The sequence below is a fragment of the Streptomyces tubbatahanensis genome, from assembly GCF_022699385.1.
GTDB classification, from domain to species: domain Bacteria; phylum Actinomycetota; class Actinomycetes; order Streptomycetales; family Streptomycetaceae; genus Streptomyces; species Streptomyces diacarni.
In genome coordinates this window covers 3825087-3851164 of sequence record NZ_CP093846.1, presented here as the reverse complement: position 1 = coordinate 3851164, position 26078 = coordinate 3825087, and the positions used below count along the sequence as shown (strand labels likewise).

Sequence of the window (26078 nt, the reverse complement as noted above, 5' to 3'; positions counted from 1 at the left end):
CGGCCCGGTACGCGGGCGAGTGCGTGTGGTGGTCCAGGGCCCGCTCAGGGCGAGCGGGTGGTGGTGCGGGGGGAGGGGGAGGTCCAGCTGGCGAGGAGGTCGAGCGCCCGTTGCGAGGGGGAGCCGGGTTCGGCGGTGTAGACGTACAGGGTCGTGTCCGGGTCTCCGGGGGGCGTGAGGGTCTCGTACTCGACGGTGAGGTCACCGACGAGGGGGTGGCGCAGGCGCTTGGAGCCGTGGGTGCGCTGATGGACGCGGTGCTGCTCCCACCAGGCGTCGAACGCGTGGCTGCGTGCGCGCAGGTCGGCGATGAGGGCGGCGGTGGCCTGGTCGTCGGGGTCGCGCCCCGCGTCGAGACGCAGGCTCTCGACCGCGGCGCGCGCTTGGTCCTCCCAGTCGGTGAACAGCGCGCGGGCGTCGTCGTCGAGGAACATCCAGCGGGCGTAGTTGCGCTCGCGGTGCGGCAGCTGCTCGAAGTCGGAGAACAGGGCCCGCGCCATGCGGTTGGCGGCGAGGATGTCGGTACGGCGGCCGAGGACGAGGGCGGGCGCGCCGTCGAGGGCGTCGAGGAGCTGGTGCAGGCCGTGGCGTACGCGCTGGGCGCGTCCTGGGTGCCGGGCCGGGGCAGCGGTCACACCGAGGAGGTCACGCAGGTGGGCCCTGCCTGCCTCGTCGAGGACGAGGGCGCGGCCGATCGCCTCGATCACGGCCGGTGAGGGCGTGATGTTCCTGCCCTGTTCGAGGCGGGTGTAGTAGTCGGTCGAGACTCCGGCCAGGCGGGCCACCTCTTCCCTGCGCAGGCCCGGGACGCGCCGTACGCGGCTGTCCGGCGGCAGGCCGGCCCTGGACGGGTCGCTCTGGCCGCGGGCGCGTTTGAGGAAGTCGGCGAGTTCATGGTTCTTGTCGGCCACACCTCCAGTGTCGCGGACGGCGACGGCTCGCGGCGGGCCCTGTGCGTCCTGGGTCCAGCGGTCCTGGGTCGGACGGTCCTGGGTTCGGCGGTCCACGGTCGCGCAGGGCGTGGTATGGGCCCGCGCCGGGGTGGGGCGCGGCACAGGCTGGAGGGGTGCCGGGCGGGTTCTCCGTGCGGCAGTCCCGTCCCGTCTCTCCGAGAGGAACCGTGTGCCCATGAGCAGGATCCTGATCGTCATGTCCGCCGCCAGTGGCTGGGAGCGTACCGATGGCTCGGTCTATCCGACCGGTTACTGGGCCGAGGAGGTGGCCGCCCCGCACGAGAGGTTCGTCGAGGCCGGTCACACGGTCGATTTCGCTTCCCCTGGCGGGGTGCTGCAACCGATCGACCAGCACAGCGCCGACCCCGAGGTCGCCGGTGCGGACTGCGCCCGTTACGTGGCGCACGCGGAGAAGGTGCTGGGGGGATACGGGCCCCTGCTGAAGCTGGACGAGGTCGGCGTCGACGCCTATGCCGCGGTGGTGCTGCCCGGCGGCCACGGTCCGGTCGTGGACCTCCACCAGGATGCTGCTCTGGGCCGTCTGCTGACCGCCGCGGACGCGGCGGGGAAGCTCATCGGAGCTGTCTGCCACGGCCCCGCCGCCCTGCTCAGCGCGGTGGACGCGGAAGGGGCGTGGCTGTTCGCCGGCCGCCGGATGGCCGCGTTCACCGACGAGGAGGAGCGGCTGTTCGGCACGGCCGAGGGCGCTCCCTGGCTGCTGGCCGCCCGGCTGAGGGAGCGGGGCGCCGTGCACGCGGGCGGTCCTGCCTACGAGCAGTTCAACGTGCGGGACCGCAACCTGTTCACCGGGCAGAACCCGGCCTCCAGCGCCCGCATGGCCGAGGACATGATCGCCGCCCTCGGCTGAGCGGGGCGCCTGGCCCGCACGCGGCGGCGGCTCGGCTGCGGGCCCGCACGCTGTGACGGCTCGGTTGCGGGCCCGCGCGCTGCGGCGGCTCGGCTGCGGGCCCGCCGTCGACGGCATGGTCACGGGATGTCGAGCAGGACCTTCCCGATGACGCCCTGTTCGAGTGCGGTGTGGGCGTCGGCGACGCGCTCCAGCGGATAGCGGTGCAGCGGCAGTCCGGCCGCCTCGCCCACGCGCAGCGCGCCCGCGTCCACGGCCGCCGCGACGTCGGTGAGCGCCTGTTGCTTGGCCGCGGGCGGCACGGTGTAGACGAAGACGCTCTGCCAGCGCAGGTTCTTCGGGAGCGAGGAGAGCACGGGGACGGACAGGCGTTCGTCCTCGCCACCCGAGTAGGAGGCCACCACGGCTCCCGGCGCGGTCACCGCGAGGTCGAGCGCGGCGTTGGTGCCCGGTGCGACCTCCACGACGATGTCGACGCCCTCGGGTGCGAAGTCCAGGACCTCCGCGACCGCGTCCTGGGCGCGGTAGTCGACGACCCCGTGGGCACCGGCCGCGCGCGCCAGCGCGGCCTTGGCGGGTCCGCTGACGGTGGTGACGACGCGCGCCCCGGCCCAGCGGGCGAGCTGGACGGCCGCGTTGCCGACCGCGCCGGCGCCGCCGGCCACCAGTACGGTCGCGCCGTGCAGGGTGCAGGGCGCGAGGTGTGTGGGACCGCCGTCGTGGACGGTCAGTGCGCGGTGGGCGGTCAGGGCCGGGATGCCCAGGGCCGCGCCGAGTGCGAACGCGGCGTGGTCGGGCAGGAGGACGGCTTGCCGGTCGGGGACGAGCGTGTACTGCTGTGCCGTGCCCCAGGGCCGCTCCCAGGCGGCCTCCCAGATCCACACCCGCTGTCCGACCCGCGCCGGGTCCACCCGCGGACCGACGGCGTCGATCACCCCGGCGCCGTCCTGGTGGGGCACCTGCTCGCTCATGCCGGGCGGCAGGGCGCGTCTGCGACTGCGCCAGTCGGTCGGGTTGAGGCCCGAGACGTGCACCCGGACCCGTACCTGGCCCGGGCCGGGCTCGGGGACCGGACGTTCGACGAGCCGCAGAACCTCAGGGCCGCCGGCAGCCGTCCGCACGACGGATCTCATCTCTCACCTGTCTTTCACTCGCCCTTGTCCCGGGAGCGGTGGGCTGCCGCCCGGGGAGCACGCCGCCGCGCATGAGGCACTCCCTCAACCCCCGCACCGAGCGGGGGTATTCCGGAGGCCCGCGGGTCCCGAGGGGCCGGCACACTCCGCGGTCACCCCGTCGTCACGGTCGTCACCGTCGGCGCCGTCGTCACCGTCGGTGTGGCCGGTTCGCCCGGCGTGGCGGACCGGTTGCGCACCAGCATGATCGCGGGCACCGCGGCGAGGGCGAAGAGCACGCCCGCCATCGTGACGTAGAGGTACACGCCGGTCGCCGTGCTCACCGGGGCGCCGTCGGCCAGGGTGCCGGGGATGCGGGTCGCTTTGAGCACCTCGCCGCCGGCGAAGGTGAAGACGACCGAGCCGAGGGCCAGCACGACGGACACCACGCCGGCGATCGTGCCCTGCTGTGTGGGGGGTTCGATGCTGGTCGCCAGGTTGTACCCGGAGGCGCCGATGGCGCCCGCGGCCATGCCGGTCATGGCGCCGCAGGCGAGCGCCAGCGGGAGCACCGACACGCCCGACAGCATCGCGAAGGTCGCCACGATCCCGAGGGCGATACCGCCGAGGAGGGGCGGTGCGGGACCGAACCGCCCCGCGATCCATCCGGCGCACGTGCCGCCGAGGACGATGCCGAGATTGGGTGTGGCGAGCAGCACCGCGACGGCCCCTCCGTCGCCGAGCCCGTAGCCGAGCCCGAGGCTGGGGTCCACCTGGGCGACGATGCTGGTCAGTTGGAGCATGCTGCGGAAGGAGCCTGCCGCCAGGATGAGGGCCAGCAGCGTCAGCAGGATCGGGCGGGTGAGGGCCCGGATGTCGATCACGGGTTCGTCGACCCGCAGGCCGAGGTACGCCCACCCGGCCAGCGCGGCCGCACCGGCCACCAGCAGCGTGACCATGCCGCCCGACAGCCACCCGAGTTCCCTGCCGAGGCTGACGTAGGCGAGTACGGCGCCGAGGCCGCCGCCGAGCAGGAGAGCACCGCCCAGGTCGATCCTGCCGGTGCTGCGGATCGGCGACTCCGGGATGAAGGCCCGTACGCACAGCGCGGCTGCCGCCGCGAGCAGTGCCGCCACGATGAACACGCTGCGGTAGCCAAACGCGTCGATGACCGGCTGCATCAGGAACGGTTCGATGATGCCGACCACCGAGGACCCGGACGTGACGAGCCCGACCAGGGCCATCGCCACCCGCGCGGTGCAGATCTGGCGTGCGAGGGCCACGGTGAGGAAGACCGCGGCGAAGGCGGCACCCTGCACGAAGCGGCCCAGCAGGAAGATCCAGACGTTGGGCGCTGTGAGGCAGACCAGCGCTCCGGTGCAGGCGAGGAGCAGCGTGCCGATGAGGAGGCGGCGCTTGCCGAAGAGGTCGGAGCACTTCGCGAGCAGCGGCGACCAGAGGGCCCCGGCCAGCATCGCGCTCGAGTTCAGCCACGCGGCCTGGTCGGTGTGGAAGTGTTCCAGTAACTGGGGCAGGACCATCATCGGCGAGCCGATGGCCACGTCGGCCAGGACATTGGCGAGGGTGAGCACGGCCGCCCACAGGACGAGCCGTTTGCTCCAGCGGTGCTCCTGGGGGCCGGCGGCAATGCCGGGGCCGGGGTCGGGTCGCGGGCCGGGCTTGTCCAGCGTGGGGTGCTCGTTCACGGTGCGTTCTCTCCAGCGCGTCGTGGGCGGGGTCGTGTGCGTGGTGGTTTGGTCGTGGCCGTGACGTGCGACGCCGTGCAGGTTCACAGCGCGCCGGCGCCGGATGCCCGCAGCGCCTCGTTGCGGGCGGCGATGGCGGCCCAGGTGGTCGGCAGCATGCGGTCGCGACCGCTGTGGACGCGGTCCTGGGCGAAGGTGACGTAGGGGCGCTGCCGGGTCTCGTAGCGGGGATACGCGGCGGTGTGGTCGTCGCCGCACCGTTCGAGTTCCTCGGCGAGGAAGCGGGCGCCGGTGAGCGCGAGTGAGGTGCCGCGGCCGGAGAGGAAGGCCGGGCTGTACCCGGCGTCCCCGACGAGGACGACGCGGCCGCGGTGCCAGGAGGGCAGGTGGATCTGGCTCGCGGAGGTGAAGAAGAAGCCGGGGTCGGCGAGGGCCGCGTCGAGCAGTTCGGGGATCCGCCACGACCGGTAGCCGGCGAAGGCGTCGAGAAGGATCCTCTTCTGGGCCGCCTGGTCGCGGTGGTCGTAGTCGAGCGCCTCCGAGCGGAACTGGAAGACCGCGACGGTCCTGCCCCCGTACCGGAAGACGCCTGCCATTCGGCGGGGGACGTTGTATATCGAGTTGGTGCTCTCGGACCGTGTCCCGCCGGGGTGTTCGGCGAGGGCGAAGTAGACACCGAGGTGTCTGAGGTAGTCCTCCTCGGGCCCGAACACCAGTGCGCGAACGGCGGAGTGCTGGCCGTCGGCGCCTATCACCAGGTCGTACCGCCCGGTGCGGCCCGACGCGAACCGCACGTCGACACCGCCGCGGCCGTCCTCGGCGCCTCCGTCGCCGCCTCCGGTGGTCTCGTCGCCGCTGTCGGTCAGCGCCTCGATCGAGTCGCCGAAGCGGATCGCCGCGGTGTCGGGGAGCGCGTGGGCGAGGATCCGCAGGAGGTCCTCGCGGAGGAGTTCGACGTCGTCGTCGGAGTCGCTGACCTCGGCCATCGGCATCCGGGCCACCGGCTCGCCGGCGCCGTCGACGAACTGGGTGAGCTCGGACATCCTCACCCGCCGCTCCCTGATCCGCGCGAGGAGTCCCATCCGGTCCGCGGCCTCGATCGCGTCACCGCGGATGTCGATGGGGGTGCCGGTGAGCCGGAGGTGGCGGGCGTACTCGACGACGGTGACGTCGTGGCCGCGGGTGCCGAGTTCGCGTGCGCAGGCGAGGCCGGCGACACCGGCTCCGGAGACGAGGATCTTCACGTGTCTGCTCCAGGTTCGCTGGGGTGGGTCCGCGCGGTGCGGCTCGCGGGCAGGCTGCCGCCGCGGCGAGCCGCAGCGTTAAAGAAACAGGCTGTCGCTTTTAAGGAGCTTACGCGCCACCGGCTTGCACTACAACGCCGCACCTGGCGACAATCGGCACCCGAGCGAAGAACGAGAGGTGAGCGTGGCGATGGCCGACCGGACCGCTGACCGGCCGCCCGCACGACGCCCCGGCGGCCGCAACGCGCGGGTGAGAGCGCAGATCCTCGCCGCGACCGTCGAACTCGTGGCGCGCGACGGCATCGCGAACTTCCGCTACGAGGAGGTCGCCGAGACCGCCGGCGTGCACAAGACCAGCGTCTACCGCAACTGGCCCGACCGTGAGGAACTGGTGGTCGAGGCCCTGTTGCGGTACGTCGAGGACCTCGCCTCGGTCGCCGACACCGGCGACATCCACCGGGACCTGGTGGACTTTCTGGTGGCGCTCGCCGGCGGTCTGGAGACACCGTTCGGGCGGACGCTCGAACAGGCCATCCAGCCGGCGCGCCAGAGCCGCACCGTCCAGGCACTGACCAGGATCCTCGACGAACGCGTGGCCGCGATGCGGCGGCGGGTGGACACCGCCGTGGAGCGGGGCGAACTTCCCCCGGTGGACAGCCCTTTCCTCGGTGAGATGATCTCCGGCCCGGTCCACCTCATCGTCAACCGCGGCATGCGCCCGTTCACCCGGAAGGATGCTGAGCGCATCGTGGGCGTGGTACTCGCCGGTATCCGGGCGACGGCACCGCACGCGTGAGACAACCCCTGGACGAGCGCGCGAGCCGCGCGCTCTGACCGCACCGTCCTGTTACGGGCAGGCGCCCGTCACGGGCAGGTACCCGTCACGGGCAGGCACTCGGTGAGCAGGTCGACGAGGTCGCGCCAGGCCCGCCGCGCGTGGAGCGGGTGGTGACCGACGCCGGGGACCGCGTCGTGGTCGACCGGCGGATGGTGGAAGGCGTGCAGGGCGCCGCCGTAGACGACGAGGCGCCAGTCGACGCCCGCGTCCTGCATCTCGGCGGCGAACGCGGCCCGCTGCTCAGCGGACATGATCGGGTCCTGCGATCCCACCCCGGCCCACACGGGGCAGCGGATGCGCGCCGCCTCGCCGGGCCGCCCCGTGGTCAGCGCGTTGACCGTCCCGATCGCCCGCAGGCCGACGCCCGCGCGTCCGAGTTCCAGCGCGACCGCGCCCCCGGTGCCGTAACCGATGGCGGCGACCCGGTCGGGGTCGGCCCGCGGCTCGGCACGCAGTACGTCGAGCGCCGCACGGCCGATGCCCCGCATCCTGTCGGGGTCGGCGAGCAGCGGCGTGCAACGGGCCAGCATCTCCTGGGGGTCGCTCAGGTAGCGCCCGCCGTGCACGTCGAAGGCCAGCGCCACGTACCCCGACGCGGCGAGCGCGTCGGCCCGGCGGCGCTCGACGTCGCTGAGCCCCATGCCCTCGGGGCCGACCAGCACCGCGGGCCGACGGCCGGTACCGGCGGGGAGCGCGAGGTGCCCGGCCATCGTCAGCCCGTCGGCCGGATACGTGACCGTGCGCGTGGTGACTGCCGTCATGAGACGGACCCTAGCGAGGGCCGAGTCGCCCGGGCCGCCCTTTCTCTCTCGGCAGAGAAGCACTCTCGGCGGACGAGCGTTGCCTGGCACGGTGGCCGCGTCGCCAAGGGAGGCGGCTCAGGGTATGGGAGGGGTGGAACGACATGGCTTACGCACGCCGTCACCATCGGCGCACCGGACCCAGGCGTTCTCGCACGCTTCTACCTGCGGTTTCTCGACTGGGACATCGAGGCGGAGGAGCCGGACTGGATCCTGTTGCGAGCGGCCGGGGGCGGAGTGGGCCTCGCCGTCCAGCGGGAGGAGAACCACGTCCGCCCCCGCTGGCCCGCCGCCGGACCTTTCGATCAGCAGATGATGATGCACATCCGCGTCGACGACCTGGAGAGCGCCGGAGCCCGAGCTGCCGCGCTGGGGGCGACCCTCGCCGACCACCAGCCGCAGGACGACGTCCGTGTCTGGCTCGACCCGGCAGGGCACCCCTTCTGCCTCTGGCTGGCCGACTGACCGCCGTGCACGGTCCGCGCTGCGGGGCGGACCGTGCACGGCGGTCCCGGCCGGCCCCCGCCGGCCCCCCGCGTGTGGCCTCAGGCGTGGCGCAACCCGGCCGAGTTCGCCGCACGTTGTGCGTGGACGGCTGCGCGGCGGTCCTCCATCTGCCGTAGCGCCTCCTTGCGGTCCCGCTTGGAGAGCCGGTCCAGGTACGTGCGGCCGAAGAGGTGGTCGGTCTCGTGCTGCAGGCACCGGGCGAAGTAGCCGGTTCCCTCGATGACGAGGGGGTTGCCTTCCTTGTCGAACCCGCGGGCTACGGCGCGGTCGGTGCGCGGCACCGTCAGGGAGGCGCCGGGGACGGACAGGCAGCCCTCGGAGTCGTCGAGGAGCCGGCGGTCCGGCGCGTCGGGCAGTTCGAGAGTGGGGTTGACGAGGTGGCCGACGTGCCGCACCCCGTTGTCGTCGGGGCAGTCGTAGACGAACAGCCGCAGGCTGACACCCACCTGGTTGGCGGCGAGCCCCGCGCCGTCGGCCACGTACATCGTCAGGAACATGTCGTCGATCAGCGTCGACAGGTCATCGGACCCGAAGGCGGTCACCTCGCGGCACGGGCGGTGCAGGACCTCCTCACCCACTTCGGTGACCCGGCGCACCGCACCCCGCTCCGCCTCGGGGGCGCGTGCCGGGTAGGACGCGACGGGTCCGCCCTGGACATGGACCCGCCGGTCGAGGAACCGGGACCGCTCACGACGAACAGGCATCGCTGTCTCCCCTTCCGCGTGCGCCCCATCGGCGCCGCGCACGCCCACGGGCCAGGCGGACCTCGCCGCGCCCGACGTCCCGGCAAGGACCCATGCCGGCCACTTGCCACCACTCATCACGTGCCACCACTTGCCAGACACTTTGCAAAGTAGCAGACTTTGCAAAGTGACTGAAGACGACCTCGACCCGGCGGCACCCCGGCAGGCAACCGGCACCGGCGACGGACTGCGCGAGCACGAGGTCCGCACGGCCCTGCTCGGGCTCCTCGCCGAGGTGGGCGCCGTCACCGCGACCGAAGCGGCCGGGCGGCTGGGCTACAGCTCCGGGCTCTGCTCGTTCCACCTTCGCCAGCTCGCGCGCCACGGACGTATCGAGGAGGCCCCGCACACGGGTGGCCGCGCCCGGCCCTGGCGCCTGCGGCGCCAGCCGCGGTCCGCCGACACCTCCCCCGCGGAGTCCGGTGCCTCTCCCGCGGAGTCCGGTGCTTCTTCCGGGGAGTCCGGTGCTTCTTCCGGGGAGTTCGGCGCCCTGGCCCGGGGTCTGGAGGACGAGAGCTGGCAGCGGTGGCTCGCCCAGCGGGACCGGGCGCCGGACGCGTGGCGCCGCGAGGAGGCCTTCAGCGCCGTCGCCTACCTGACCCCGGAGGAGATGACCCGGGTCGCGGACGCCGTGCGACGGGCACTGGCCCCCTACCAGGACCGCGAGCAGCGTCCGCTGGCCCGTCCGGACGGCGCCCGCCCCGTCGCCCTCATCACCCGGCTCTTCCCCCTCCTTCCCCAGGGGACGGACGAGGAGGAGCGTGGGCCGGGCGGCAGGCCGCAGGCCGCACCGTGAGCCGGACGTTTCCTTCGCTTGTGTCCCGTTGTGGGGTGGGGGCTCCCCTCAGTGTGGCGGGATCGTGTCCTCCCGTTGCGCTCCCCAGGGGTCGTTGTCAGTGGCGTGGGGCATGCTTGCGGGCATGAGTGTGGATGCGGTCGAGGTTGCCGGTGTGGGCGTGGGTGCGGGGGAGTTGGGGCGGATAGACGGTGGGCTGGGCCGGCTCGAGTGGGCCCTGCGTCAGTCCTGGGGCGCGGACACGTGCTCGCCGGACGACCTGGCCCGGGCCGGCTGGAGCCCGGCCAACCCCTCGTGGGGCCAGTGTGATGTCACCGCTTTGGTGGTGCACGATCTGCTGGGCGGCGAGCTGATGTGCGGGGAGGTGTACGCGGTCAACGGCGAGCAGCAGGGCTTCCACTGGTGGAACCGGCTGCCGGGCGGCCGTGAGATAGACCTCACGCGGGATCAGTTCCGTGCCGGTCAGGTCGTCACGGAGGGCGTCACCGTGCCCCGCCCGGTGGGTCGCCCGCTGCGCCGGGCGGCGGAGTACACGCTGTTGCGCGGTCGTGTGCGGGCCCGGCTCGGCAGGTGACGGCCGAGCGGCCGGCGCTCGCCCGGCGGGCGAGCGGGCGGGGCTGGCCCACTGGCGGTTCCGGTCCGGTCCGGGTCGGCCAGGACCCGGTGGGTGGTTCAGGCGGGTCCGGTGTTGGCCCGAGGCGGCGTGCCGGAGCCTCGCCGAGTGGCGCCCGCTCCCCGCTCACGGGACCAGCAGGACCGTGCCGAGGTTGCGGCGGTTCTCGGGCCTCGGGTGGACGGTGCGAGCGGCAGGCCTCAGGCCAGCGGCATCTTGAAGCCGAGGTGTGAGGCCTCGAAGCCGAGCCTTTCGTAGAAGCGGTGCGCGTCGACGCGGGTGGCGTCGGACGTGAGCTGCACCAGCACGCAGTCCTGCCGGCGTGCCTCGGCGATCGCCCACTCGATGAGCCAGGTGCCGAGCCCCTCGCCCCGGGCGTCGGCATGGATGCGTACGGCCTCGATCAGCGCGCGGGCCGCCCCGCGGCGCGACAGGCCGGGGATGACGGTCAGGTGCAGCGTGCCGACCGGCTTGCCGTCGCGTTCGGCGACGACCAGGTGCTGCTGCGGATCCGGATCGATGCGGCTGAACGCGGCGCGGTAGGGCGCCATGTCGGCAGGCGTCTCGCGGGCGGCCCCGAGCGGGTCGTCGGCGAGCATGGCGACGATCGCGGGGAGATCCTCGGCGGTGGCCCTGCGCACGGTGAACCCCGCGTCGGGCGACTCGGTGGGTGACTCGGCGGGCGCGGCCGAGCCGGTGGATGCGGTGGTCATCCTCCGCACTTTACGCCCCGGGCGGCGCCGGTCGACCGGTTACGCCGGTGCCGGAGCGAGCTCGCGGACGGCCGCGGCCCTCTCGCTGATGTGCACCGGCTGACCCTGGCCGACGCCGTCGGCGTACCCCTGCCAACCGGGCACGCTGCTGGACAGCAGGCGGGGCGGCGGACCACGGGGGTCAGCCGTCCCGGCGTGGGCCTTGGCCGGTGTCCGCCAGGGCTGCGCGTGCCACGCGCCGCGTGGGGGCGGCGGCCCGGTGGCGCCGCCCTCGCGCCGTCGGCCCCCACGGCTTGAGGACGGAGATCACCGTCATGAAGACGTACGCGCTCAGGGAGAGGACGGGCGGGATCACCAGCTCGAACGGCAGGACGGGCCGGCCCGCCACCACGTCGGCCACCGTGCTGTCGATCCGTACGCGGAAGGCCAGCACGCTCGCCAGCGCGGCGGCCGTGGTGAGCCAGAACTTGACCCACACCCACCAGTGCCGCGCCAGCCCCCACGGGGTGCCAAGGGAGAGGAGGAGACCGGTGCCCAGGGTGAGCAGGGCGAGCGGGCCGACGAGCCAGTCGCCGTACACCTTCATGGAGCGGTACGAGGCCTCCGCCACCGTCGCGGAGCCGGTGAGCGCCGCGGTGAGGCCGAGAGCCAGCAGGCACAGCGTCATGCCCAGCCAGCCGGCCGAGGCGCAGACGTGGAGCGCGAGGGTGCCTCTGCGGGCACGTCGAGTCAGTCGCCGCATGGCGCCGAGTCTGTGTCCGGCGGGCCTCGGCGGCGTCTGACGGCGGGAGTATCCGCGGCTACTCGCGGCCGAGTACGGCAGGGCGTCGCCGCCAGGTGCCGGCTGCCGGTGGCGGGCTCGTACGATCGCGGTATGGACCCGGCTGAGTACGTGAGCGCACCACAGGCGCCGGGACGACGGCGCCCCCGACTCCACCTCTTCGACCTCGACGGCACCCTGTTGTACGGCTCCGCGGCCGCCGTCGAGATCGCGCAGCAACTCGGCGTCGAGCGGGAGATCGGCGCTCTGGAGCGTGCGTTCGCGCAGCGCGAGTTGACTCCGCCGCAGTTCGCCGCGCGGGCGTGCGCGCTGTGGGCGGAGCTGACCGAGGAGATCGTCGAGGCGGCCTTCACGGGCGCACCGTGGCTGGCGGGCATCCGGGAGGTGTGGGAACAGATCAGGGCGAACGGGGAGCACTGCGCGGTGATTTCCCTCTCGCCGGATTTCTTTGTGCGGCGACTACGGGATTGGGGGGCGGACGCTACGCACGGTTCACGGTGGCCGGAGGTTCCCCGCGCAATGCCGAACGGAAGTGCGAGGTATCCCACGCGGCCCGTGGACCCCGCCGGGATTCTCTCTCCGTCCTCGAAGGTGAAGATCGCGCAGGAACTCTGTGCCCAATTCGGGGTGGCGCCCCGCGACTGCGTGGCCTACGGCGACTCCCTCTCCGACGCCGAACTGTTCGCCACCGTGCCCGTCTCGGTCGCCGTCAACGCCGATGAGCATGTGCGTTCCCTCGCGTCGTACCACTATGCGGGACGCGATCTGCGCGAGGCGTACGGACTCGTTCCGCCGCCACGGTAATTCACTTCGGTGTTCCGAATGGCGGAATTCGCCGGAACGGCGAACGGGGGTTGTGGAGCGAAGCCTTCACGGTATGGTCGGGTCCCTCCCGCATCGTGCTGGAGAACTGCGAAGGTTTCCACGCGCGATGTTCACAGGGGGGCGGATTGCCGAAACTTTCGGAACGCGGATGGGCACGCAACATCCGGTAGAGGTACAAGGCGAGGCGAGCATGACCACCATGTCGGGCAGCGACGGTGCGTCCGCCGGTGGCAGCGGCGGGCGGGGCTGGTTCACGCCCCCGCCGTCCGATGCCGCACCCGCGGAGCACACCGCGCCGGCCAGCAACGGCACCACACCGGCAGCGACGCCCCCAGCGGCAGCGCCGGCCCAGCGGGAATCCCCCGCTCAGCAGGGACCCCCCGCCCGGCAGGGTGCCCCGGCCCAGCAGGCGCCCCCCGCGCGACAGGCGGCCCCCGTGCACCAGTCGGCGGCCCCCGCCCCAGCGGAAGCCCCCGCACACGCGGAAACCCACCCGGCCTCCGCCGCCCGAGCGGACGCGCACACGGCAGCCGCGGCCACGCAGGCGTCAGCCGCGGGCGCGCACCCAGGAACCGCCCGAACGCACCCAGCAGCTGCCCCAGCGCACCCAGCAGCCGGTGACGTACCCGAGGGCGCCGAGCCGGGCGACACGGAGCTGATACGCGCGAGCATGGAGGAGCTGGAACGTTCCTCCGACGCCGCGACGGCGTACTTCTACGCACTGCTGTTCGTCCAGTACCCGCACCTGCGCGAGATGTTCCCCGCCGCCATGGACGGTCAGCGCGACCGGCTCTTCCGCGCGCTGCTGACCGCCGTACGCCTCTTCGACGACGGCAGACTCTTCGGCGACTACCTCGCCAACCTGGGCCGCGGACACCGCAAGTACGGGACGCTTCCCACCCACTACCCGGCCGTCGGCGAGTGCCTCATGGCGGCGCTCGCCCGCTACGCCCCCCACAGCTGGGGTCCGCGCACGGAGGCGGCCTGGGTGCGCGCCTACACCGCGATCTCCCAGAAGATGATCGACGCGGCGGCCGAGGCCGAACGCCACTCCCCCGCCTGGTGGGACGCCGAGATCGTCTCCCACGAGCGCCGCACCCCGCAGATCGCCGTGATCACCGTGCGGCCCGACCAGCCCTACCCCTTCCGCGCCGGCCAGTACACCAGCCTGGAAACCCCCTGGTGGCCCCGCGTGTGGCGGCACTACTCCTTCGCTTCGGCGCCCCGCACGGACGGACTGCTCTCCTTCCACGTCAAGTCCGTACCCGCGGGGTGGGTCTCCTCCTCGCTGGTGCAGCGGGCCCGCCCCGGCGACGTGCTGCGGCTCGGGCCCCCGGCGGGCTCGATGACCGTCGACCACCGCGCCGACAGCGGCCTGCTGTGCCTGGGCGGCGGCACCGGCATCGCCCCCATCAAGGCGCTGGTCGAGGACGTGGCCGGGCGGGGCACGATCCGACCCGTCGAGGTGTTCTACGGCGCCCGCACCAACCACGACCTCTACGACCTGGACACCATGCTGGGGCTCCAGGACCGCTACGACTGGCTGTCCGTACGCCCCGTCGTCGCCACGGGCGGAGCACTCGCGGTCCCCGACGCGCTCGCCGGTGAACTCCCCGACGCCGTACGCCGTTACGGCCCCTGGGCCGCGTACGACGGCTACCTCTCCGGTCCGCCCGGAATGATCCGCAGCGGGGTCGAGGCGCTGGTGGGACTCGGTATCCCCACCCACCGCATACGCCACGATTCCCTCGAAGAACTGGTCGCGCAGGGGGCGTAAGTGATGAGGTGTTGCGTCGGTGACACCGGAAACCGGTCGAGGACGCTGTGGAAAGCTGTGGGAGGGGACGAGTGTCGGCGGTGAGTGAGGCGAACGGAAGCGGGGAGGGGCCCGCCGGGCACACGACGCCTGCCGCCGCGCGAACCGGAGCGCGTACCGAAGCGCACGTCGGTGCGCACGCCGGCTCCCCCGCGCGCGTGGGGACCGAAGCGCCCGCCGGAGCCCCGGCAGGCCTTTCCGGCGGCTTCCCTGCCGACGCCGCCGGTGCCCAGGCGCGGCGCCCCGGCAGCGCGGGCGAACACGCGCTGCAGGAACGTATCGGCTCCCAGAAGCGCGCGAACCGCTTCTACGACGACCAGATGCTCGACCACCTCAACGAGCGGATGCGCGAGTTCGTCCGCCAGCAGGAGATGTTCTTCCTCGCCACGTCCGACCGCGACGGCGAGTGCGACAACAGCTTCCGCGCGGGTCCCCCAGGGTTCCTGCGCGTACTCGACGAACGGACGCTGATCTTCCCCGAGTACCGGGGCAACGGCGTCCACGCCAGCCTCGGCAACCTCCAGGAGAACCCCCATGTGGGCCTCCTGCTGGTCGACTTCATCCGCGCCCGCATCGGACTGCACGTCAACGGGCGTGCCGAGGTCCTCGACGACGCCGAACTGCGCCCCTGGATACCCGACCTGCCCGAGGACCCCGTACCGGGGCGGCGCGCCGTGCTGTGGGTGCGGGTCGACGTCGAGGAGGCGTACATCCACTGCGCGAAGCACATCCCCCACCTCCAGCGGGCACCGCGCCGCCCGGCCCGCGAGTGGGGCACAGACGACTACAAGCGCAAGGGCGGCGACTTCTTCGGCGCGGCACGGGACGCCCGCGCGGCCCGTGCCGCCCGCGCGGACGAGGCGGAAGAGCCGGCGGCGGCGCCGGCCCGGTCCGCCGAAGCACCGCGCGCCTCCGCGGCGCCCTGCGCACCTGGCGAGCCGGACCGCGAGGCGCCCGCCCACGCGGGGACGTCGGCCCTCGGTGGTGACGAGACGCACTCCCTCGCGGCGGAGCGGTCCCCCGAGCGCGGGGGCGCCGAGCCGGCCGCCAACCCCCTGACGACCGCACCGGGCCCGGCCACCCACCCCTCCGAGGGCCTCACTGACGGTCCCTCCGAGGCGTCCGGCGGGCGGCCGCCCAGCCGTCCGCACACCGTCGCCCGCGGGCCGTCCCCCCGAGCGGTCGTCCCCGCCCAGCGATCCGGCGACTCCGCCCAGCGGCTGGCCGTCGTCGACGAGCGGCCGGACGATGTCGACGAGCGCTCCGCGGAGGCCCCACGGCCACCGGCGGACGCCGACCAGCGACCGGACGAGGCCACACAGCGCCTGGCCGTCCTCACCCGGCGCACGGGCGAGGCCGAGGAGAGACAGTCGGACGACGCCGCGCACGGCCCCACCGGCGCAGCCGGCCAACCCGGCGACGGCCCCGCACGGCAGGGGCAGCCCGCCGGGTACCCGGCACCGCCGGCGCAGCCGCCGCACGTGCCGCCGGTGCCCCGGATGCCGGCGGCCCCGCCCGTAGTGGGGCCCGTTCCGGTGCCGGAGCCGGCGGCCTGGTACCCGGTGACCGGCGACGCGGCGGACGCCCCCGCGGACCCGCCCGCGCCAGACCCCGCACAGGCACCACCACCGGCACCCGTCCCCCCGGACGCGAGCCCTGCGACGCACGCCGACGCGAGCCCGGCGACGTACCCCGACGCGCACACGTACGCGTACGCCGCCACCTCGCCGTCCGTGGACGGCGGCGGGGGTGGGGGAGGCGCCGTCGGGGAGGCCGACTACACCATTCCGCCTCCGTCCGTGCCCGCCCCGCTGCCCAGGCGGCGGCGGCACGCGGCGCCGACGCCCCCTGCCGTCCCGTCCGCACCGTCGGGCGTCTCCGCCGCCATCTCGGCGCGTTCCGGGCCCGGTTCGGTGGACGACGACGCGTACGCACGGGACATCTCCGCCTGGCGCCAGGAGGCCGAGCGGGCGCTGGCCGAGGCACAGCGCCGGGGCGCGGAGACCGACGAGCCCCAACCGGACTCCGCGTTCCAGGGATGGTTCGGCTGAGGCCTTAGGTGCGGATCCTGCTGCGCGGCCGGATTCGGGGTGCTCATCCGAGGTCGGGCGCCAGCAGGGCACGTACCCCTTCGATGTTGGCGGCCAGATAGGTGCGCAGCGCCGCGGGCACCAGGTCGACGGAGGTGACGCCCTCGGGTGTGAAGGGGAGCCGGGTGATCTCGTACCGGCCGCACGGGTTGTCGACTTCGGGCCCGTGACGCAGCGCGGGGTCCATCGAAACGAGACGGCACACGAAGAAGTGCTGAATTTTTACACCACCCGGAGTCTCCTCGGGATCACTCACCGTGTCCACGAAGGCGGGCACCACGTCGGTGATCTCCGCCCCCAACTCCTCGTGGACCTCGCGGTGCAGGGCGTCCACCACGGTGCGGTCGACGTCCGGCTCGACGCCGCCGCCCGGCGTGATCCAGTACGGCTCCCGACCAGGCTTGGTGCGCTTGATGACGATCAGTTCCTCGGGGCCTCGCTCGTCCCCGGGGGCGAGGAGGAGGGCGCGGGCAGTCCGCTTGACCACTGGGCGTGCGACGAACATGCAGGAGGTCTGGCCCAAGTGGGCGTAGGTCAAACCCTCCGCTTTGGTAACTGTGTGTGTCCGGACGAGCAAATCTCTCGATACGCCTATATCGATAAGTGATTGGACACTGACGCTGGGTCAACTATTGTGGATGCCCCGCGCAGCTTCGCGCGTAGAGCCGGGCGGTTCGTGGCAAGAGGGGGGAGTCACGAACCGCCCTTTGTGTGCGCGGCACTTCACTCGTTCGAGTTAACGAACGCTCACCGGGCCCGCGTTCGACGGATGAGCTGCTTGTGTGAGCATCGGAGGTGATGCTCATGAACGAGCAGTGGCAAGACGCCATCGACATCAACGACTTCGTGTACGCGGCCACCGGAGCACGCGTACGGAGGCTGACGCTACCGGACGGCCGGCACTGGTTTCCGGCCGCCGACGTCGCCCGGGAGCTGGGACACACGAACGCCAGCGAAGCGTTGCGACGACACGTGCCCGAGGACATGCGAACCACACTCGAAACCCTCATTTCCCGTGAGGGTTGGCCTGTTCCGCCAGGTCAGGGACTCAAGAAGTCGATGACGATGTTGAGTCTCGGCGGCCTCATCCGCCTCGTCAACGGCTGCGTGAAACGCGAGTGCGAGCCGTTCAAGAACTGGATCACCGAAGTCGTCGTCAAAGTACAGCGCGAGGGCACCTACACCCTGGAGAAGGCGGAAGTCCAACCGCGGGAAGCCGACGGCCCGACGGCCTACGCGATGCCGGCGGCGGTCGCGGACGCCATCGTGCGGCTGGAGGAGCACAACCTGCGCATGGACGAGGAGTGGCTGGCGCAGCGGCGCGAGGAGCGGCGGTTCGAGAGCGGGGTGACGGCCGCGCACCAGGAGATGCTCGCGCAGCACCACGAGATGCTCGCGCAGCACCGGGAGATCATCGGCCTGCTGGGCCGGCTCGTCGAGAACACGGACCCCGGGCGCCGGGAGGCGCACCCCGCCCCTGTCCCCGCACCGCAGCGTTCCGCGGGTGCCGTCTCGTTGCTGTCGCTCTGGGAGCGGAACCAGTTGGCGATCACCAAGGACGTGTGGCCGGTGGCCGCGTTGATGGCGGGGATGCTGACGGCGCAGGGCGAGGCACGGGTCCGTATGGAGGAGGTGGTGGGCCGCACGGGTCTGCCGCAGGAGAAGGTGCTGGCGGCGCTGCGGTTGCTGCTGCGCCACAACTGCGTGCGGCAGCGGGGGGTGGACGCGGAGGGCGCGCAAGTGTACGTGCTCCCCGGCGCGTAGCGCCGCGCCCATGTGTACGTGCTTCCCGGCGCGGAGCCGCCCGTGCGCACGGGTGTGTGGCGGAGCCGCCCGCGCGCACGGTTGCGTGCGTGCTCCCCGGCGCCAGGCGCCGGACACGCATGGGTGGGGCCCGAAGTCGCACCTCCAACGTGCGGCTTCGGGCCCCGGTGGGACTCTACACAGCCGTCCCGGGTGGCCGGGTGGTCATTCGGCCATCGGCAGATACACCCGGTTGCCCGCGGCGGCGAACTCGCGGGACTTCTCGGCCATTCCGGCCTCGACCTCGTCCATGGTGGCGCCGTGTCGCTCGCGGATCTCCTGGGAGATCTTCATGGAGCAGAACTTGGGGCCGCACATGGAGCAGAAGTGTGCGGTCTTGGCGGGTTCGGCGGGGAGGGTCTCGTCGTGGAAGGAGCGGGCGGTGTCCGGGTCGAGGGCCAGGTTGAACTGGTCCTCCCAGCGGAACTCGAAGCGGGCGTCGGACAGGGCGTCGTCCCAGTCCTGCGCGCCGGGGTGGCCCTTGGCGAGGTCCGCGGCGTGGGCGGCGATCTTGTAGGTGATGACGCCTGTCTTGACGTCGTCCTTGTCGGGCAGCCCGAGGTGTTCCTTGGGGGTGACGTAGCAGAGCATCGCGGTGCCCCACCAGCCGATCATCGCGGCGCCGATGCCGCTGGTGATGTGGTCGTAGGCGGGTGCGATGTCCGTGGTGAGGGGGCCCAGGGTGTAGAAGGGTGCCTCCTCGCAGACTTCCTGCTGCCGGTCGACGTTCTCCTTGATCTTGTGCATGGGGACGTGCCCCGGGCCCTCGATCATGGTCTGCACGTCGTGCGCCTTGGCGATGCGGTTGAGCTCGCCGAGGGTGTCCAACTCGGCCATCTGCGCGGTGTCGTTGGCGTCGGCGATGGATCCGGGGCGCAGCCCGTCGCCGAGGGAGAACGTCACGTCGTAGGCGCGCAGGATCTCGCACAGTTCGCTGAAGTGCTCGTACAGGAAGCTCTCCCTGTGGTGGGCCAGGCACCAGGCGGCCATGATGGAGCCGCCGCGCGAGACGATGCCGGTCTTGCGGCGTGCCGTCAGGGGGACGTACCGCAGCAGGACGCCGGCGTGGACCGTCATGTAGTCGACGCCCTGTTCGCACTGTTCGAGGACGGTGTCCTTGTACACGTCCCAGGAGAGTTCCTCGGCCTTGCCGTCCACCTTCTCCAGCGCCTGGTAGAGCGGCACGGTGCCGATGGGGACGGGGGAGTTGCGCAGCACCCATTCCCGGGTGGTGTGGATGTTGCGCCCCGTGGACAGGTCCATGACGGTGTCGGTGCCCCAGCGGGTCGCCCACGTCATCTTCTCGACCTCCTCCTCGATGGAGGAGGTGACGGCGGAGTTGCCGATGTTGGCGTTGACCTTCACCAGGAAGTTCTTCCCGATGATCATGGGCTCGGTCTCGGGGTGGTTGACGTTGGCGGGGAGGACGGCACGGCCGCCGGCGATCTCGTCCCTGACGAACTCGGGCGTCAGGCGCTCGCGGAGTGCGACGTACTCCATCTCCGGCGTGATCTCGCCCCGCTTGGCGTAGGCGAGCTGGGTGACGGCCGCTCCGTCGCGGCCCCGGCGCGGCTGGCGTGGCCGGCCGGGGAAGACGGCGTCCAGGCCGGCCAGGTCGCTCGATCCGCTCCGCAGCAGTCCGCCGCGCGGGCTGGTGTGCTTGAGGCCGTCGTCCTCGGGCCGCAGCGCGCGGCCCGCGTACTCCTCGGTGTCCCCCCTCTGGATGATCCAGTTCTCGCGCAGCGGTGCGAGACCGCGGCGTACGTCGGTGTCGATGGCGGGGTCGGTGTACGGCCCGGAGGTGTCGTAGAGCGTCACGTCCTTGCCGTTGGTGAGATGCACGCGTCGGACGGGCACCCTGATGTCCGGGCGCGGTCCTTGCAGATATCCTTTGTGCGAGCCGATGGCGTGCTGCGCGGGCTCGGCGGCTTCCGAGGTGTTCTCGGGGCGCGCGTGTGCATCCTGCGTGGTCATGAGACCCACTCCCTACGCCGGCATTACCCGGTAACAGGTTCGGCGGTCGGCGCAGCGGCTCCCGTGGTTCCCTCCACGGAGGTCAGCGCCCTCTCAGCCCCGTGCTCGGAGCTCCCGCGATGTGCAAAGGCGTCTCTACGCTAACGGCACACCGCCCGTACTGAACACCCCGCATGGCCGTTCTTGCGATGATCGGTCGGTGACCCACTCGCACCCGCCGGACCAACCGACGCCCCACCGCGGCCCCGCGCCCGGCTCCGCCCACCCCCCGGGACCGGGCCACCCACCCGTGCAGAACCACTCTGTGCAGAACCACTCTGTGCAGAACCACTCCGGGCAAAGCCACTCCGCGCAGAACCACTCCGGGCAAAGCCACTCCGCGCAGAACCACCCTCCTGCGCAGGGGGAGGCGTACGGCCACACCCCCGCGCAAGGCCACGCTCCCACCCACGGGGGAAACACCCACGGCGGCCACAGCCACGGCCACGGACACAGCCACGGCCACGGTCACAGCCACGGGCACGGGCACAGCCACGGACCTGCGGCGCCCGTCTCCCGGCATCTGCGGAAGGTGATCGCCGCCGTGCTCGTGCCGTTCGCGGTGGCGGTGCTGACGGGGCTGGTGGTGCTGTGGCCCGGCGGGACGCCGGGGCACCAGCACGCTCACTCGGGTGTCGGCTTCGACCGGCCGACGTTCGGCGCGAAGGTGACCAAGCTGGTCGAGGTCGACTGCTCCGACGTCAACGTCCGCCAGCCGCCGTCCGGTTCGGGCGGCGGCTCCGCCGGGCAGTCGGGCGGCGGCGCGCAGGGCGGGGGAGCAGCGGGGGCGCACGGCCCGTGCCGCAAGGCGACGGTGGAGGTCACCGAGGGCAAGGGCGCGGGCCGGACGTTCACGGAGGTCGTCACCCCGGACGCGACCCGTACCTACGAGGTCGGCCAGAAGGTCGTGGTCGGGTACTCGGAGAAGGCGCCGCGCGAGTTGCAGTACAGCGTCGTCGACACCAATCGCGACGTGCCCATGCTGCTGCTCGCCGGGGTGTTCGCGCTCGTGGTGGTGCTGGTGGGGCGGCTGCGCGGGGTGTTGGCCCTGGTGGGGCTGGTCATCAGCTTCGCGGTGCTGACGCTGTTCATCCTGCCGGCGATACTCCAGGGATCGAATCCGCTGGTGGTGGCGGTGATCGGGGGCAGCGCCATCATGCTGGCGACGCTCTACCTGTGCCACGGTCTGTCGGCCCGCACCTCGGTGGCGGTGCTGGGGACGCTGGTGTCGCTGCTGCTGATCGGGGTGCTGGGGTCACTGTTCATCGACTGGGCCCAGTTGACCGGCAACACCGACGACCAGACGGGGCTGGTGCACGGGCTCTACCCCGGCATCGAGATCCAGGGGCTGCTGCTGGCCGGGGTGCTGATCGGCTCGCTCGGCGTGCTGGACGACGTGACGGTCACCCAGACGTCGGCGGTGTGGGAGCTGCGGGAGGCGGATCCGGGGGCGAGCTGGCACACGATCTACCGCTCCGCCATGCGCATCGGGCGGGATCACATCGCGTCCGTCGTCAACACGCTGGTGCTGGCGTACGCGGGTGCCGCGCTGCCGCTGCTGCTGCTGTTCTCCATCGCGCGCAGCGACGTGACGATGGTCGCCACGAGCGAGGTGGTCGCCGAGGAGATCGTCCGGACCCTGGTCGGCTCCATCGGTCTCGTCGCCTCGGTGCCGGTGACGACGCTGCTGGCGGCTCTGGTCGTCTCCGCCGACCGCTCGCGCGCCGCGTCCGCGGCGGCGTCGGCGGCCGTCCCGGCCTCCGCGTCCGTACCCGCTCCCAACCGCCGGGGTGGCCGCCGGCGCAAGCCGAAGTGACGCCGTCCCGGTGACGAGCGCGCGGGGTCGCTCGTCACCGCGGAACGCGGGCGGTCACCAGTCGCTGCGGGACGAGGAGGAGCCGGACTTGAAGCGGCGGACGAGGTAGACGACACCGCCGACCAGGGCGACGAAGACCAGGATCTTGAACAGCAGGCCGATCAGGAAGCCGACCAGGCTGGCGATCAGACCGCCGAAGACGACGAGCGCGATCACCGGTATGACGATCCAGGTGACCCACCAGGGAAGTCCGGCGAAGGTGCCTTTCGTGTCCATGACTGTGTGCTCCGTCTCTGGGTGTGTGCGAAGGCGGCGTGCCCTCTGACGTCGATGCTAGAGGGGCCCGCAAGACGACGGGGCCTCTCGCGCCCCGGTCCTCCCCTGAACCCGACCCTGACGTAACCCTGAAACGACGGCGGCCCGCGAGGGCGGAAGGCCCCCCGGAAGCGGCTGCTCAGCCCTCGGGGGGTGAGAAGACCACGAGCACGCGCAGGTCCTCGGTGATGTGGTGGAACTTGTGCGGTGTCCCCGCCGGTACGTGGACGACGCTGCCCCGCGCGACCTGCGTCGTCTCCGCGCCGACGGTGAGGGAGCCGCGGCCGCTGACGACGAAGTAGATCTCGTCCTGCTCGTGCGGCTGCTGCGGGTCGACGGTGCCCGCGTCGAGCGCGTAGAGGCCGGCGGACATGTTCCTCTCCCGCAGGAACCTCAGATACGCGCCGTCGTGCGCGGCCCGCTCCGCTTCCAGGTCATCCAGCCGGAAAGCCTTCACCGTCGTCCCTTCCTCCGGGCCGGTTCCGCCGCCCGGTCCGCTTCCACCGGCCACCGGCCGTACGCTCCGGCGTCGATCTCTGCCACGATCTGGGTATGAACTTCCTCATCAAGACGCTGGCCAACGCCGCGGCGCTCGCCGTGGCGACCTGGCTGCTCAGCGACATCGAGCTGACCGGCGGATCGGGGGGCGAGAAGGCGCTGACGCTGATCGTCGTCGCCCTGATCTTCGGCGTCGTCAACGTCGTGGTCAAGCCGGTGGTCAAGCTGCTGTCCCTGCCGCTGCTGGTGCTGACGCTGGGCCTGTTCACGCTGGTGATCAACGCGCTGATGCTGATGCTGACCTCCTGGGTGGCGGACAAGCTGGACGTCAGCTTCCACGTGGACGGGTTCGGCACGGCGTTCCTCGGCGGCCTGATCATCTCGATCGTCTCCTGGGCGCTGAACATGGTTCTGGACCGGGACTGAGGCGCATGTACCGCGTCTGTTTCGTGTGCACGGGCAACATCTGCCGCTCGCCCATGGCCGAGGCCGTCTTCCGCGCGCACGTGCGGGACGCGGGGCTGGACGGGCTGGTGGAGGTCGGCAGCGCGGGGACGGGCGGCTGGCACCTGGGCGAGGCCGAGGACCCCCGTACGACGGCGGTGCTGCGGGAGGCGGGCTATCCGCTCCACCACACCGCACGTCAGTTCGAGTCCGAGTGGTTCGAGCGGTACGACCTCGTCGTCGCCCTCGACGCGGGCCACGCCGCCGAACTGCGCGCCCTCGCCCCCACCACGGACCAGGCCGCGCGGGTACGGCTGCTGCGCTCCTACGACCCCGGGGCCGAGCCGGACGACATGAGCGTCCCCGACCCCTACTACGGCGGCGAGCGCGGCTTCACGGCGTGCCTGGAGATGGTCGAGGCGGCGGTACCCGGACTGCTCTCGGAGGTCGGTGCGGCCCTCGATGCACGGGAGGGGGACTGATGGCCCCGGCCGCCGGCGGGGACTCCGGCGCCGGGCGCCCCGCCGCCGGGGAAGCCGGCGCCGTCCCGCCGCCGCGCCCCGTCGCCCGTACGGCGGCACTGCTCGGGCGGCCCGCGACAGCCGCCACCCCGACGGGCGGCGGCTCGATCTGCGACGCCTACCGGGTCGAACTCGGCGAGGAAGGCGGGGGTGCGCCCGGGCCTGAGGGGGCAGGGCCGGGTTCCGGCTCCGGCCCCGTCACCGTCTTCGCCAAGGCGCTGGACGCCGCGCCCGCCGACTTCTTCGCCGCCGAGGCGGCCGGGCTGGCCCGGCTGCGGGCGACCGGTACCGTGCCGGTGCCCGAGGTGGTGGCCGTCGCGCGGGACGTGCTCGTCCTGGAGTGGCTGGAGCCGGGCCCGCCGGACCGCGCGGCGGCCGAGCGGCTGGGACGGGGGCTGGCGGCGCTGCACGCGAGCCCCGCGCCCTCGTGGGGCACGCCGGGCGAGCCCTGCTACCTGGGCCCGCTGCCGCTGACCTCGCCGCGCGAGCCGGTGGCGGAACCGGACGCCTGGCCCCGCTTCCACGCCGAAAGGCGGCTGGAGCCCCTGCTGCGGGCCGCCGTCGACAGCGGCCACCTCGCGCCGTCGGACGCGCGGGATATCGAGCGGCTGTGCGAACGGCTGGGGGACGAGGCCGTGTCGGGGCCGCCGCAGCCGCCCGCCGTCATCCACGGCGACCTGTGGTCGGGCAACGTCCACTGGACGGCGGAAGGCCAGGCCCGGCTCATCGACCCCGCGGCCCAGGGCGGCCACCCCGAGACCGACCTGGCGATGCTCCAGCTGTTCGGCTGCCCCGAACTGCCCCGCATCCTCGCCGCCTACGAGGAGGTGAGGCCGCTTCCCGGCCGCCAGGCGCGGGTACCGCTGCACCAGTTGCAGCACCTCCTCGTCCACGCGGTCCTCTTCGGTGGCGGATACGGTGCACAGAGCGGCGCCGCGGCCCGCGCGGCCCTGGGCTGAGCCCACCTGCCGAGACGGGGCCTGCGCCGGGCACGGACGAACGGGTGAGCACCACCAGGAGGCACCACGATGACCCCGACCCCACCGGACGACACGCCGCCCCTGACCGGGGCAGGCCTCGACTACGGGCCCGCCGGAGACGGTGACGGCACCCGCGTGGTCCGCGCCGGACTCCCGGCCGAGGAGCCCTACGAGCCGCCGCTGCCGGGCCCCGTCTTCGCCGCGCACTACCACCTGCCGGGCGAGGTCGAGGGCGCGCCCTACGCCTATGGGCGGGACGCCAACCCGACCTGGACGCGGCTGGAGCGGGCCATCGCCGAGCTGGAGGCGCCCGAGGACCCCGAGGCGGAGGTGGTCGTCTTCTCCTCGGGCATGGGCGCGATCTCCGCGGTGCTGCTCTCCCTGACGCGGCCGGGGCAGACGGTGGTGCTGCCCTGCGACGGCTACAACCTGCTGGCCGCTCTCCGCGAGCGCCTGGAGGGCTTCGGTGTCCGGGTGCGGACAGCCCCCACGGGCGGTGACGCGCAGCTGTCCGAGGTGGAGGGCGCGAGCCTGCTGTGGCTGGAGACGCCGTCCAACCCGGGTCTCGACGTGTGCGACATCCGCAGGCTCGCGCACGCGGCGCACGAGCAGGGCGCGCTGGTGGCGGTCGACAACACGCTGGCCACGCCGCTCGGTCAGCGGCCGCTGCTGCTGGGCGCCGACATCTCCGTGGCCAGCGGCACCAAGGCGCTCACCGGCCACGGCGACGTGCTGCTCGGCTACGTCGCCACCCGTTCGCCCGAGGTCGCCGCGGCGGTGCGGGCCTGGCGCAAGACGGTCGGCGCGATCCCGGGGCCGATGGAGGCGTGGCTGGCGCACCGTTCGCTGGCGACGCTGGAGGTGCGCACGCAGCGCCAGGCGGGCAACGCGCTGGCGGTCGCCGAGGCGTTGGCGGCGCGCCCCGAGGTCGGCGACGTCCGCCATCCGGGGCTGACCGACGACCCGGCGCACGCGCTGGCCTCCCACCAGATGAGCCGCTACGGCTGCGTCGTCTCCTTCACCCTGCCGGACCAGGCCCACGCCAACCGTTTCCTCGCCCGGCTGCGGCTGGTGGGCGACGCCACCAGCTTCGGTGGCGTCCGCTCGACGGCCGAGCGCCGCGGACGCTGGGGCGGCGACCCGGTCCCGGAGGGTTTCGTGCGGCTGTCGGTCGGTGTCGAGGACAGCGCGGACCTGGTCAGGGACATCCGCCGCGCGCTGGACGCCTCGGCAGCCCCCGCGTCCGGGACCGGTGCGGACGGTCTCGGCGGGGGTGTGTGAGG

At 72.9% G+C, this 26078-nt stretch carries 26 protein-coding genes; 14 read left to right on the top strand and 12 right to left on the bottom strand.

Annotated elements, in window-relative coordinates; genetic code table 11:
* Positions 1-44 precede the first annotated feature (44 nt).
* Positions 45-911 (bottom strand): helix-turn-helix transcriptional regulator, encoded by an 867-nt coding sequence (locus MMF93_RS16505; RefSeq protein ID WP_242752310.1) that lies wholly within the window; start codon positions 909-911, stop codon positions 45-47.
* A 217-nt stretch (positions 912-1128) separates the two neighbouring features.
* Here MMF93_RS16505 and MMF93_RS16500 point away from each other — a divergent pair, with 217 nt between their 5' ends.
* Positions 1129-1821: a type 1 glutamine amidotransferase domain-containing protein gene (locus MMF93_RS16500; RefSeq protein WP_242752308.1), complete on the top strand. Its 693-nt coding sequence runs from the start codon at positions 1129-1131 to the stop codon at positions 1819-1821.
* A gap of 119 nt (positions 1822-1940) precedes the next feature.
* Here MMF93_RS16500 and MMF93_RS16495 read toward each other — a convergent pair whose 3' ends face one another.
* The 3 genes from MMF93_RS16495 to MMF93_RS16485 all read right to left on the bottom strand — a co-directional run bounded on the left by MMF93_RS16495 (position 1941) and on the right by MMF93_RS16485 (position 5883).
* Positions 1941-2954 carry an NADPH:quinone reductase gene (locus MMF93_RS16495; protein ID WP_242752306.1) on the bottom strand — a complete coding sequence of 338 codons (1014 nt, stop codon included), beginning with the start codon at positions 2952-2954 and terminating at the stop codon, positions 1941-1943.
* Positions 2955-3106: 152 nt separating this feature from the next.
* A complete protein-coding gene (locus MMF93_RS16490; protein ID WP_242752303.1) occupies positions 3107-4639 on the bottom strand; it encodes an MFS transporter in 1533 nt (510 codons plus the stop codon).
* Positions 4640-4722: 83 nt separating this feature from the next.
* Complete coding sequence (locus MMF93_RS16485) at positions 4723-5883, bottom strand: FAD-dependent monooxygenase (protein WP_242752292.1); 1161 nt, start codon at positions 5881-5883, stop codon at positions 4723-4725.
* A 190-nt stretch (positions 5884-6073) separates the two neighbouring features.
* Here MMF93_RS16485 and MMF93_RS16480 point away from each other — a divergent pair, with 190 nt between their 5' ends.
* Complete coding sequence (locus tag MMF93_RS16480) at positions 6074-6679, top strand: TetR/AcrR family transcriptional regulator (protein ID WP_242752290.1); 606 nt, start codon at positions 6074-6076, stop codon at positions 6677-6679.
* Between the two features lie 68 nt (positions 6680-6747).
* On the opposite strand, the gene MMF93_RS16475 is transcribed toward MMF93_RS16480, so the two are convergent.
* Positions 6748-7482: a dienelactone hydrolase family protein gene (locus MMF93_RS16475; RefSeq protein WP_242752288.1), complete on the bottom strand. Its 735-nt coding sequence runs from the start codon at positions 7480-7482 to the stop codon at positions 6748-6750.
* On the opposite strand from MMF93_RS16475, the gene MMF93_RS33515 reads away from it, so the two are divergent.
* Complete coding sequence (locus MMF93_RS33515; protein WP_341483277.1) at positions 7420-7986, top strand: VOC family protein; 567 nt, start codon at positions 7420-7422, stop codon at positions 7984-7986. The two genes, MMF93_RS16475 and MMF93_RS33515, sit on opposite strands and share 63 nt — an antisense overlap.
* A gap of 80 nt (positions 7987-8066) precedes the next feature.
* Here the strand turns inward: MMF93_RS33515 and def are convergent, their stop codons facing one another.
* Positions 8067-8732 carry a peptide deformylase gene (gene def, locus MMF93_RS16465; RefSeq protein ID WP_242752285.1) on the bottom strand — a complete coding sequence of 222 codons (666 nt, stop codon included), beginning with the start codon at positions 8730-8732 and terminating at the stop codon, positions 8067-8069.
* A 166-nt stretch (positions 8733-8898) separates the two neighbouring features.
* Here def and MMF93_RS16460 point away from each other — a divergent pair, with 166 nt between their 5' ends.
* Positions 8899-9567: a winged helix-turn-helix domain-containing protein gene (locus tag MMF93_RS16460; RefSeq protein WP_242752282.1), complete on the top strand. Its 669-nt coding sequence runs from the start codon at positions 8899-8901 to the stop codon at positions 9565-9567.
* A 124-nt stretch (positions 9568-9691) separates the two neighbouring features.
* Positions 9692-10141: a YunG family protein gene (locus tag MMF93_RS16455; RefSeq protein ID WP_242752269.1), complete on the top strand. Its 450-nt coding sequence runs from the start codon at positions 9692-9694 to the stop codon at positions 10139-10141.
* A 239-nt stretch (positions 10142-10380) separates the two neighbouring features.
* On the opposite strand, the gene MMF93_RS16450 is transcribed toward MMF93_RS16455, so the two are convergent.
* The gene (locus MMF93_RS16450; protein WP_423835613.1) at positions 10381-10779 is read right to left on the bottom strand and encodes a GNAT family N-acetyltransferase; all 399 of its coding nucleotides are present in this window, start codon (positions 10777-10779) and stop codon (positions 10381-10383) included.
* A 295-nt stretch (positions 10780-11074) separates the two neighbouring features.
* A complete protein-coding gene (locus MMF93_RS16445; RefSeq protein WP_242752267.1) occupies positions 11075-11635 on the bottom strand; it encodes a DUF2269 domain-containing protein in 561 nt (186 codons plus the stop codon).
* Positions 11636-11767: 132 nt separating this feature from the next.
* Here MMF93_RS16445 and MMF93_RS16440 point away from each other — a divergent pair, with 132 nt between their 5' ends.
* From MMF93_RS16440 to MMF93_RS33510, 3 genes are all read left to right on the top strand, one after another.
* Positions 11768-12478 carry an HAD family hydrolase gene (locus MMF93_RS16440; RefSeq protein WP_242752264.1) on the top strand — a complete coding sequence of 237 codons (711 nt, stop codon included), beginning with the start codon at positions 11768-11770 and terminating at the stop codon, positions 12476-12478.
* A 211-nt stretch (positions 12479-12689) separates the two neighbouring features.
* A complete protein-coding gene (locus MMF93_RS16435; RefSeq protein ID WP_242752261.1) occupies positions 12690-14276 on the top strand; it encodes a globin domain-containing protein in 1587 nt (528 codons plus the stop codon).
* A gap of 80 nt (positions 14277-14356) precedes the next feature.
* Complete coding sequence (locus MMF93_RS33510) at positions 14357-16366, top strand: pyridoxamine 5'-phosphate oxidase family protein (RefSeq protein WP_341483276.1); 2010 nt, start codon at positions 14357-14359, stop codon at positions 16364-16366.
* A 43-nt stretch (positions 16367-16409) separates the two neighbouring features.
* Here MMF93_RS33510 and MMF93_RS16425 read toward each other — a convergent pair whose 3' ends face one another.
* Positions 16410-16910, bottom strand: a complete 501-nt coding sequence (locus MMF93_RS16425; RefSeq protein ID WP_242757606.1) for an NUDIX domain-containing protein — start codon at positions 16908-16910, stop codon at positions 16410-16412.
* Between the two features lie 299 nt (positions 16911-17209).
* On the opposite strand from MMF93_RS16425, the gene MMF93_RS16420 reads away from it, so the two are divergent.
* Complete coding sequence (locus MMF93_RS16420) at positions 17210-18169, top strand: BRO-N domain-containing protein (protein ID WP_242752258.1); 960 nt, start codon at positions 17210-17212, stop codon at positions 18167-18169.
* 204 nt (positions 18170-18373) lie between these two features.
* On the opposite strand, the gene thiC is transcribed toward MMF93_RS16420, so the two are convergent.
* Complete coding sequence (thiC, locus tag MMF93_RS16415) at positions 18374-20182, bottom strand: phosphomethylpyrimidine synthase ThiC (RefSeq protein ID WP_242752255.1); 1809 nt, start codon at positions 20180-20182, stop codon at positions 18374-18376.
* 319 nt (positions 20183-20501) lie between these two features.
* Between thiC and MMF93_RS16410 the strand changes: the two genes are divergently transcribed.
* Positions 20502-22037: a YibE/F family protein gene (locus tag MMF93_RS16410; protein WP_423835612.1), complete on the top strand. Its 1536-nt coding sequence runs from the start codon at positions 20502-20504 to the stop codon at positions 22035-22037.
* Between the two features lie 54 nt (positions 22038-22091).
* Here the strand turns inward: MMF93_RS16410 and MMF93_RS16405 are convergent, their stop codons facing one another.
* Together MMF93_RS16405 and MMF93_RS16400 are read right to left on the bottom strand one after the other, a co-directional pair.
* Positions 22092-22313 (bottom strand): DUF5326 family protein, encoded by a 222-nt coding sequence (locus MMF93_RS16405; protein WP_242752249.1) that lies wholly within the window; start codon positions 22311-22313, stop codon positions 22092-22094.
* A 178-nt stretch (positions 22314-22491) separates the two neighbouring features.
* Positions 22492-22809: a cupin domain-containing protein gene (locus tag MMF93_RS16400; RefSeq protein ID WP_242752246.1), complete on the bottom strand. Its 318-nt coding sequence runs from the start codon at positions 22807-22809 to the stop codon at positions 22492-22494.
* 95 nt (positions 22810-22904) lie between these two features.
* Here MMF93_RS16400 and MMF93_RS16395 point away from each other — a divergent pair, with 95 nt between their 5' ends.
* The 4 genes from MMF93_RS16395 (at position 22905) to MMF93_RS16380 (ending at position 26076) form a co-directional block, all read left to right on the top strand.
* Positions 22905-23276: a phage holin family protein gene (locus tag MMF93_RS16395; RefSeq protein ID WP_242752244.1), complete on the top strand. Its 372-nt coding sequence runs from the start codon at positions 22905-22907 to the stop codon at positions 23274-23276.
* 5 nt (positions 23277-23281) lie between these two features.
* On the top strand, positions 23282-23776 hold the full coding sequence (locus MMF93_RS16390; RefSeq protein WP_242752241.1) for a low molecular weight protein-tyrosine-phosphatase: 495 nt from the start codon (positions 23282-23284) through the stop codon (positions 23774-23776).
* Positions 23776-24774, top strand: a complete 999-nt coding sequence (locus tag MMF93_RS16385; RefSeq protein ID WP_242752238.1) for a fructosamine kinase family protein — start codon at positions 23776-23778, stop codon at positions 24772-24774. Before MMF93_RS16390 ends, MMF93_RS16385 begins: the two co-directional genes overlap by 1 nt.
* 69 nt (positions 24775-24843) lie before the next feature.
* The gene (locus MMF93_RS16380) at positions 24844-26076 is read left to right on the top strand and encodes a cystathionine gamma-lyase (RefSeq protein WP_242752235.1); all 1233 of its coding nucleotides are present in this window, start codon (positions 24844-24846) and stop codon (positions 26074-26076) included.
* Positions 26077-26078 lie beyond the last annotated feature (2 nt).

Excerpts from the sequence above, each read along its gene's own strand:
- MMF93_RS16420 (WP_242752258.1), top strand. The coding sequence starts at position 17,210 with ATGAACGAGCAGTGGCAAGACGCCATCGACATCAACGACTTCGTGTAC.
- thiC (WP_242752255.1), bottom strand. The coding sequence starts at position 20,182 with ATGACCACGCAGGATGCACACGCGCGCCCCGAGAACACCTCGGAAGCC.
- MMF93_RS16500 (WP_242752308.1), top strand. The coding sequence starts at position 1,129 with ATGAGCAGGATCCTGATCGTCATGTCCGCCGCCAGTGGCTGGGAGCGT.
- MMF93_RS16440 (WP_242752264.1), top strand. The coding sequence starts at position 11,768 with ATGGACCCGGCTGAGTACGTGAGCGCACCACAGGCGCCGGGACGACGG.
- MMF93_RS16390 (WP_242752241.1), top strand. The coding sequence starts at position 23,282 with ATGTACCGCGTCTGTTTCGTGTGCACGGGCAACATCTGCCGCTCGCCC.
- MMF93_RS16475 (WP_242752288.1), bottom strand. The coding sequence starts at position 7,482 with ATGACGGCAGTCACCACGCGCACGGTCACGTATCCGGCCGACGGGCTG.
- MMF93_RS16385 (WP_242752238.1), top strand. The coding sequence starts at position 23,776 with ATGGCCCCGGCCGCCGGCGGGGACTCCGGCGCCGGGCGCCCCGCCGCC.
- MMF93_RS16455 (WP_242752269.1), top strand. The coding sequence starts at position 9,692 with ATGAGTGTGGATGCGGTCGAGGTTGCCGGTGTGGGCGTGGGTGCGGGG.
- def (WP_242752285.1), bottom strand. The coding sequence starts at position 8,732 with ATGCCTGTTCGTCGTGAGCGGTCCCGGTTCCTCGACCGGCGGGTCCAT.
- MMF93_RS16435 (WP_242752261.1), top strand. The coding sequence starts at position 12,690 with ATGACCACCATGTCGGGCAGCGACGGTGCGTCCGCCGGTGGCAGCGGC.
- MMF93_RS16395 (WP_242752244.1), top strand. The coding sequence starts at position 22,905 with ATGAACTTCCTCATCAAGACGCTGGCCAACGCCGCGGCGCTCGCCGTG.
- MMF93_RS16405 (WP_242752249.1), bottom strand. The coding sequence starts at position 22,313 with ATGGACACGAAAGGCACCTTCGCCGGACTTCCCTGGTGGGTCACCTGG.
- MMF93_RS16495 (WP_242752306.1), bottom strand. The coding sequence starts at position 2,954 with ATGAGATCCGTCGTGCGGACGGCTGCCGGCGGCCCTGAGGTTCTGCGG.
- MMF93_RS16480 (WP_242752290.1), top strand. The coding sequence starts at position 6,074 with ATGGCCGACCGGACCGCTGACCGGCCGCCCGCACGACGCCCCGGCGGC.
- MMF93_RS16450 (WP_423835613.1), bottom strand. The coding sequence starts at position 10,779 with ATGCTCGCCGACGACCCGCTCGGGGCCGCCCGCGAGACGCCTGCCGAC.
- MMF93_RS16425 (WP_242757606.1), bottom strand. The coding sequence starts at position 16,910 with ATGTTCGTCGCACGCCCAGTGGTCAAGCGGACTGCCCGCGCCCTCCTC.
- MMF93_RS16380 (WP_242752235.1), top strand. The coding sequence starts at position 24,844 with ATGACCCCGACCCCACCGGACGACACGCCGCCCCTGACCGGGGCAGGC.
- MMF93_RS16445 (WP_242752267.1), bottom strand. The coding sequence starts at position 11,635 with ATGCGGCGACTGACTCGACGTGCCCGCAGAGGCACCCTCGCGCTCCAC.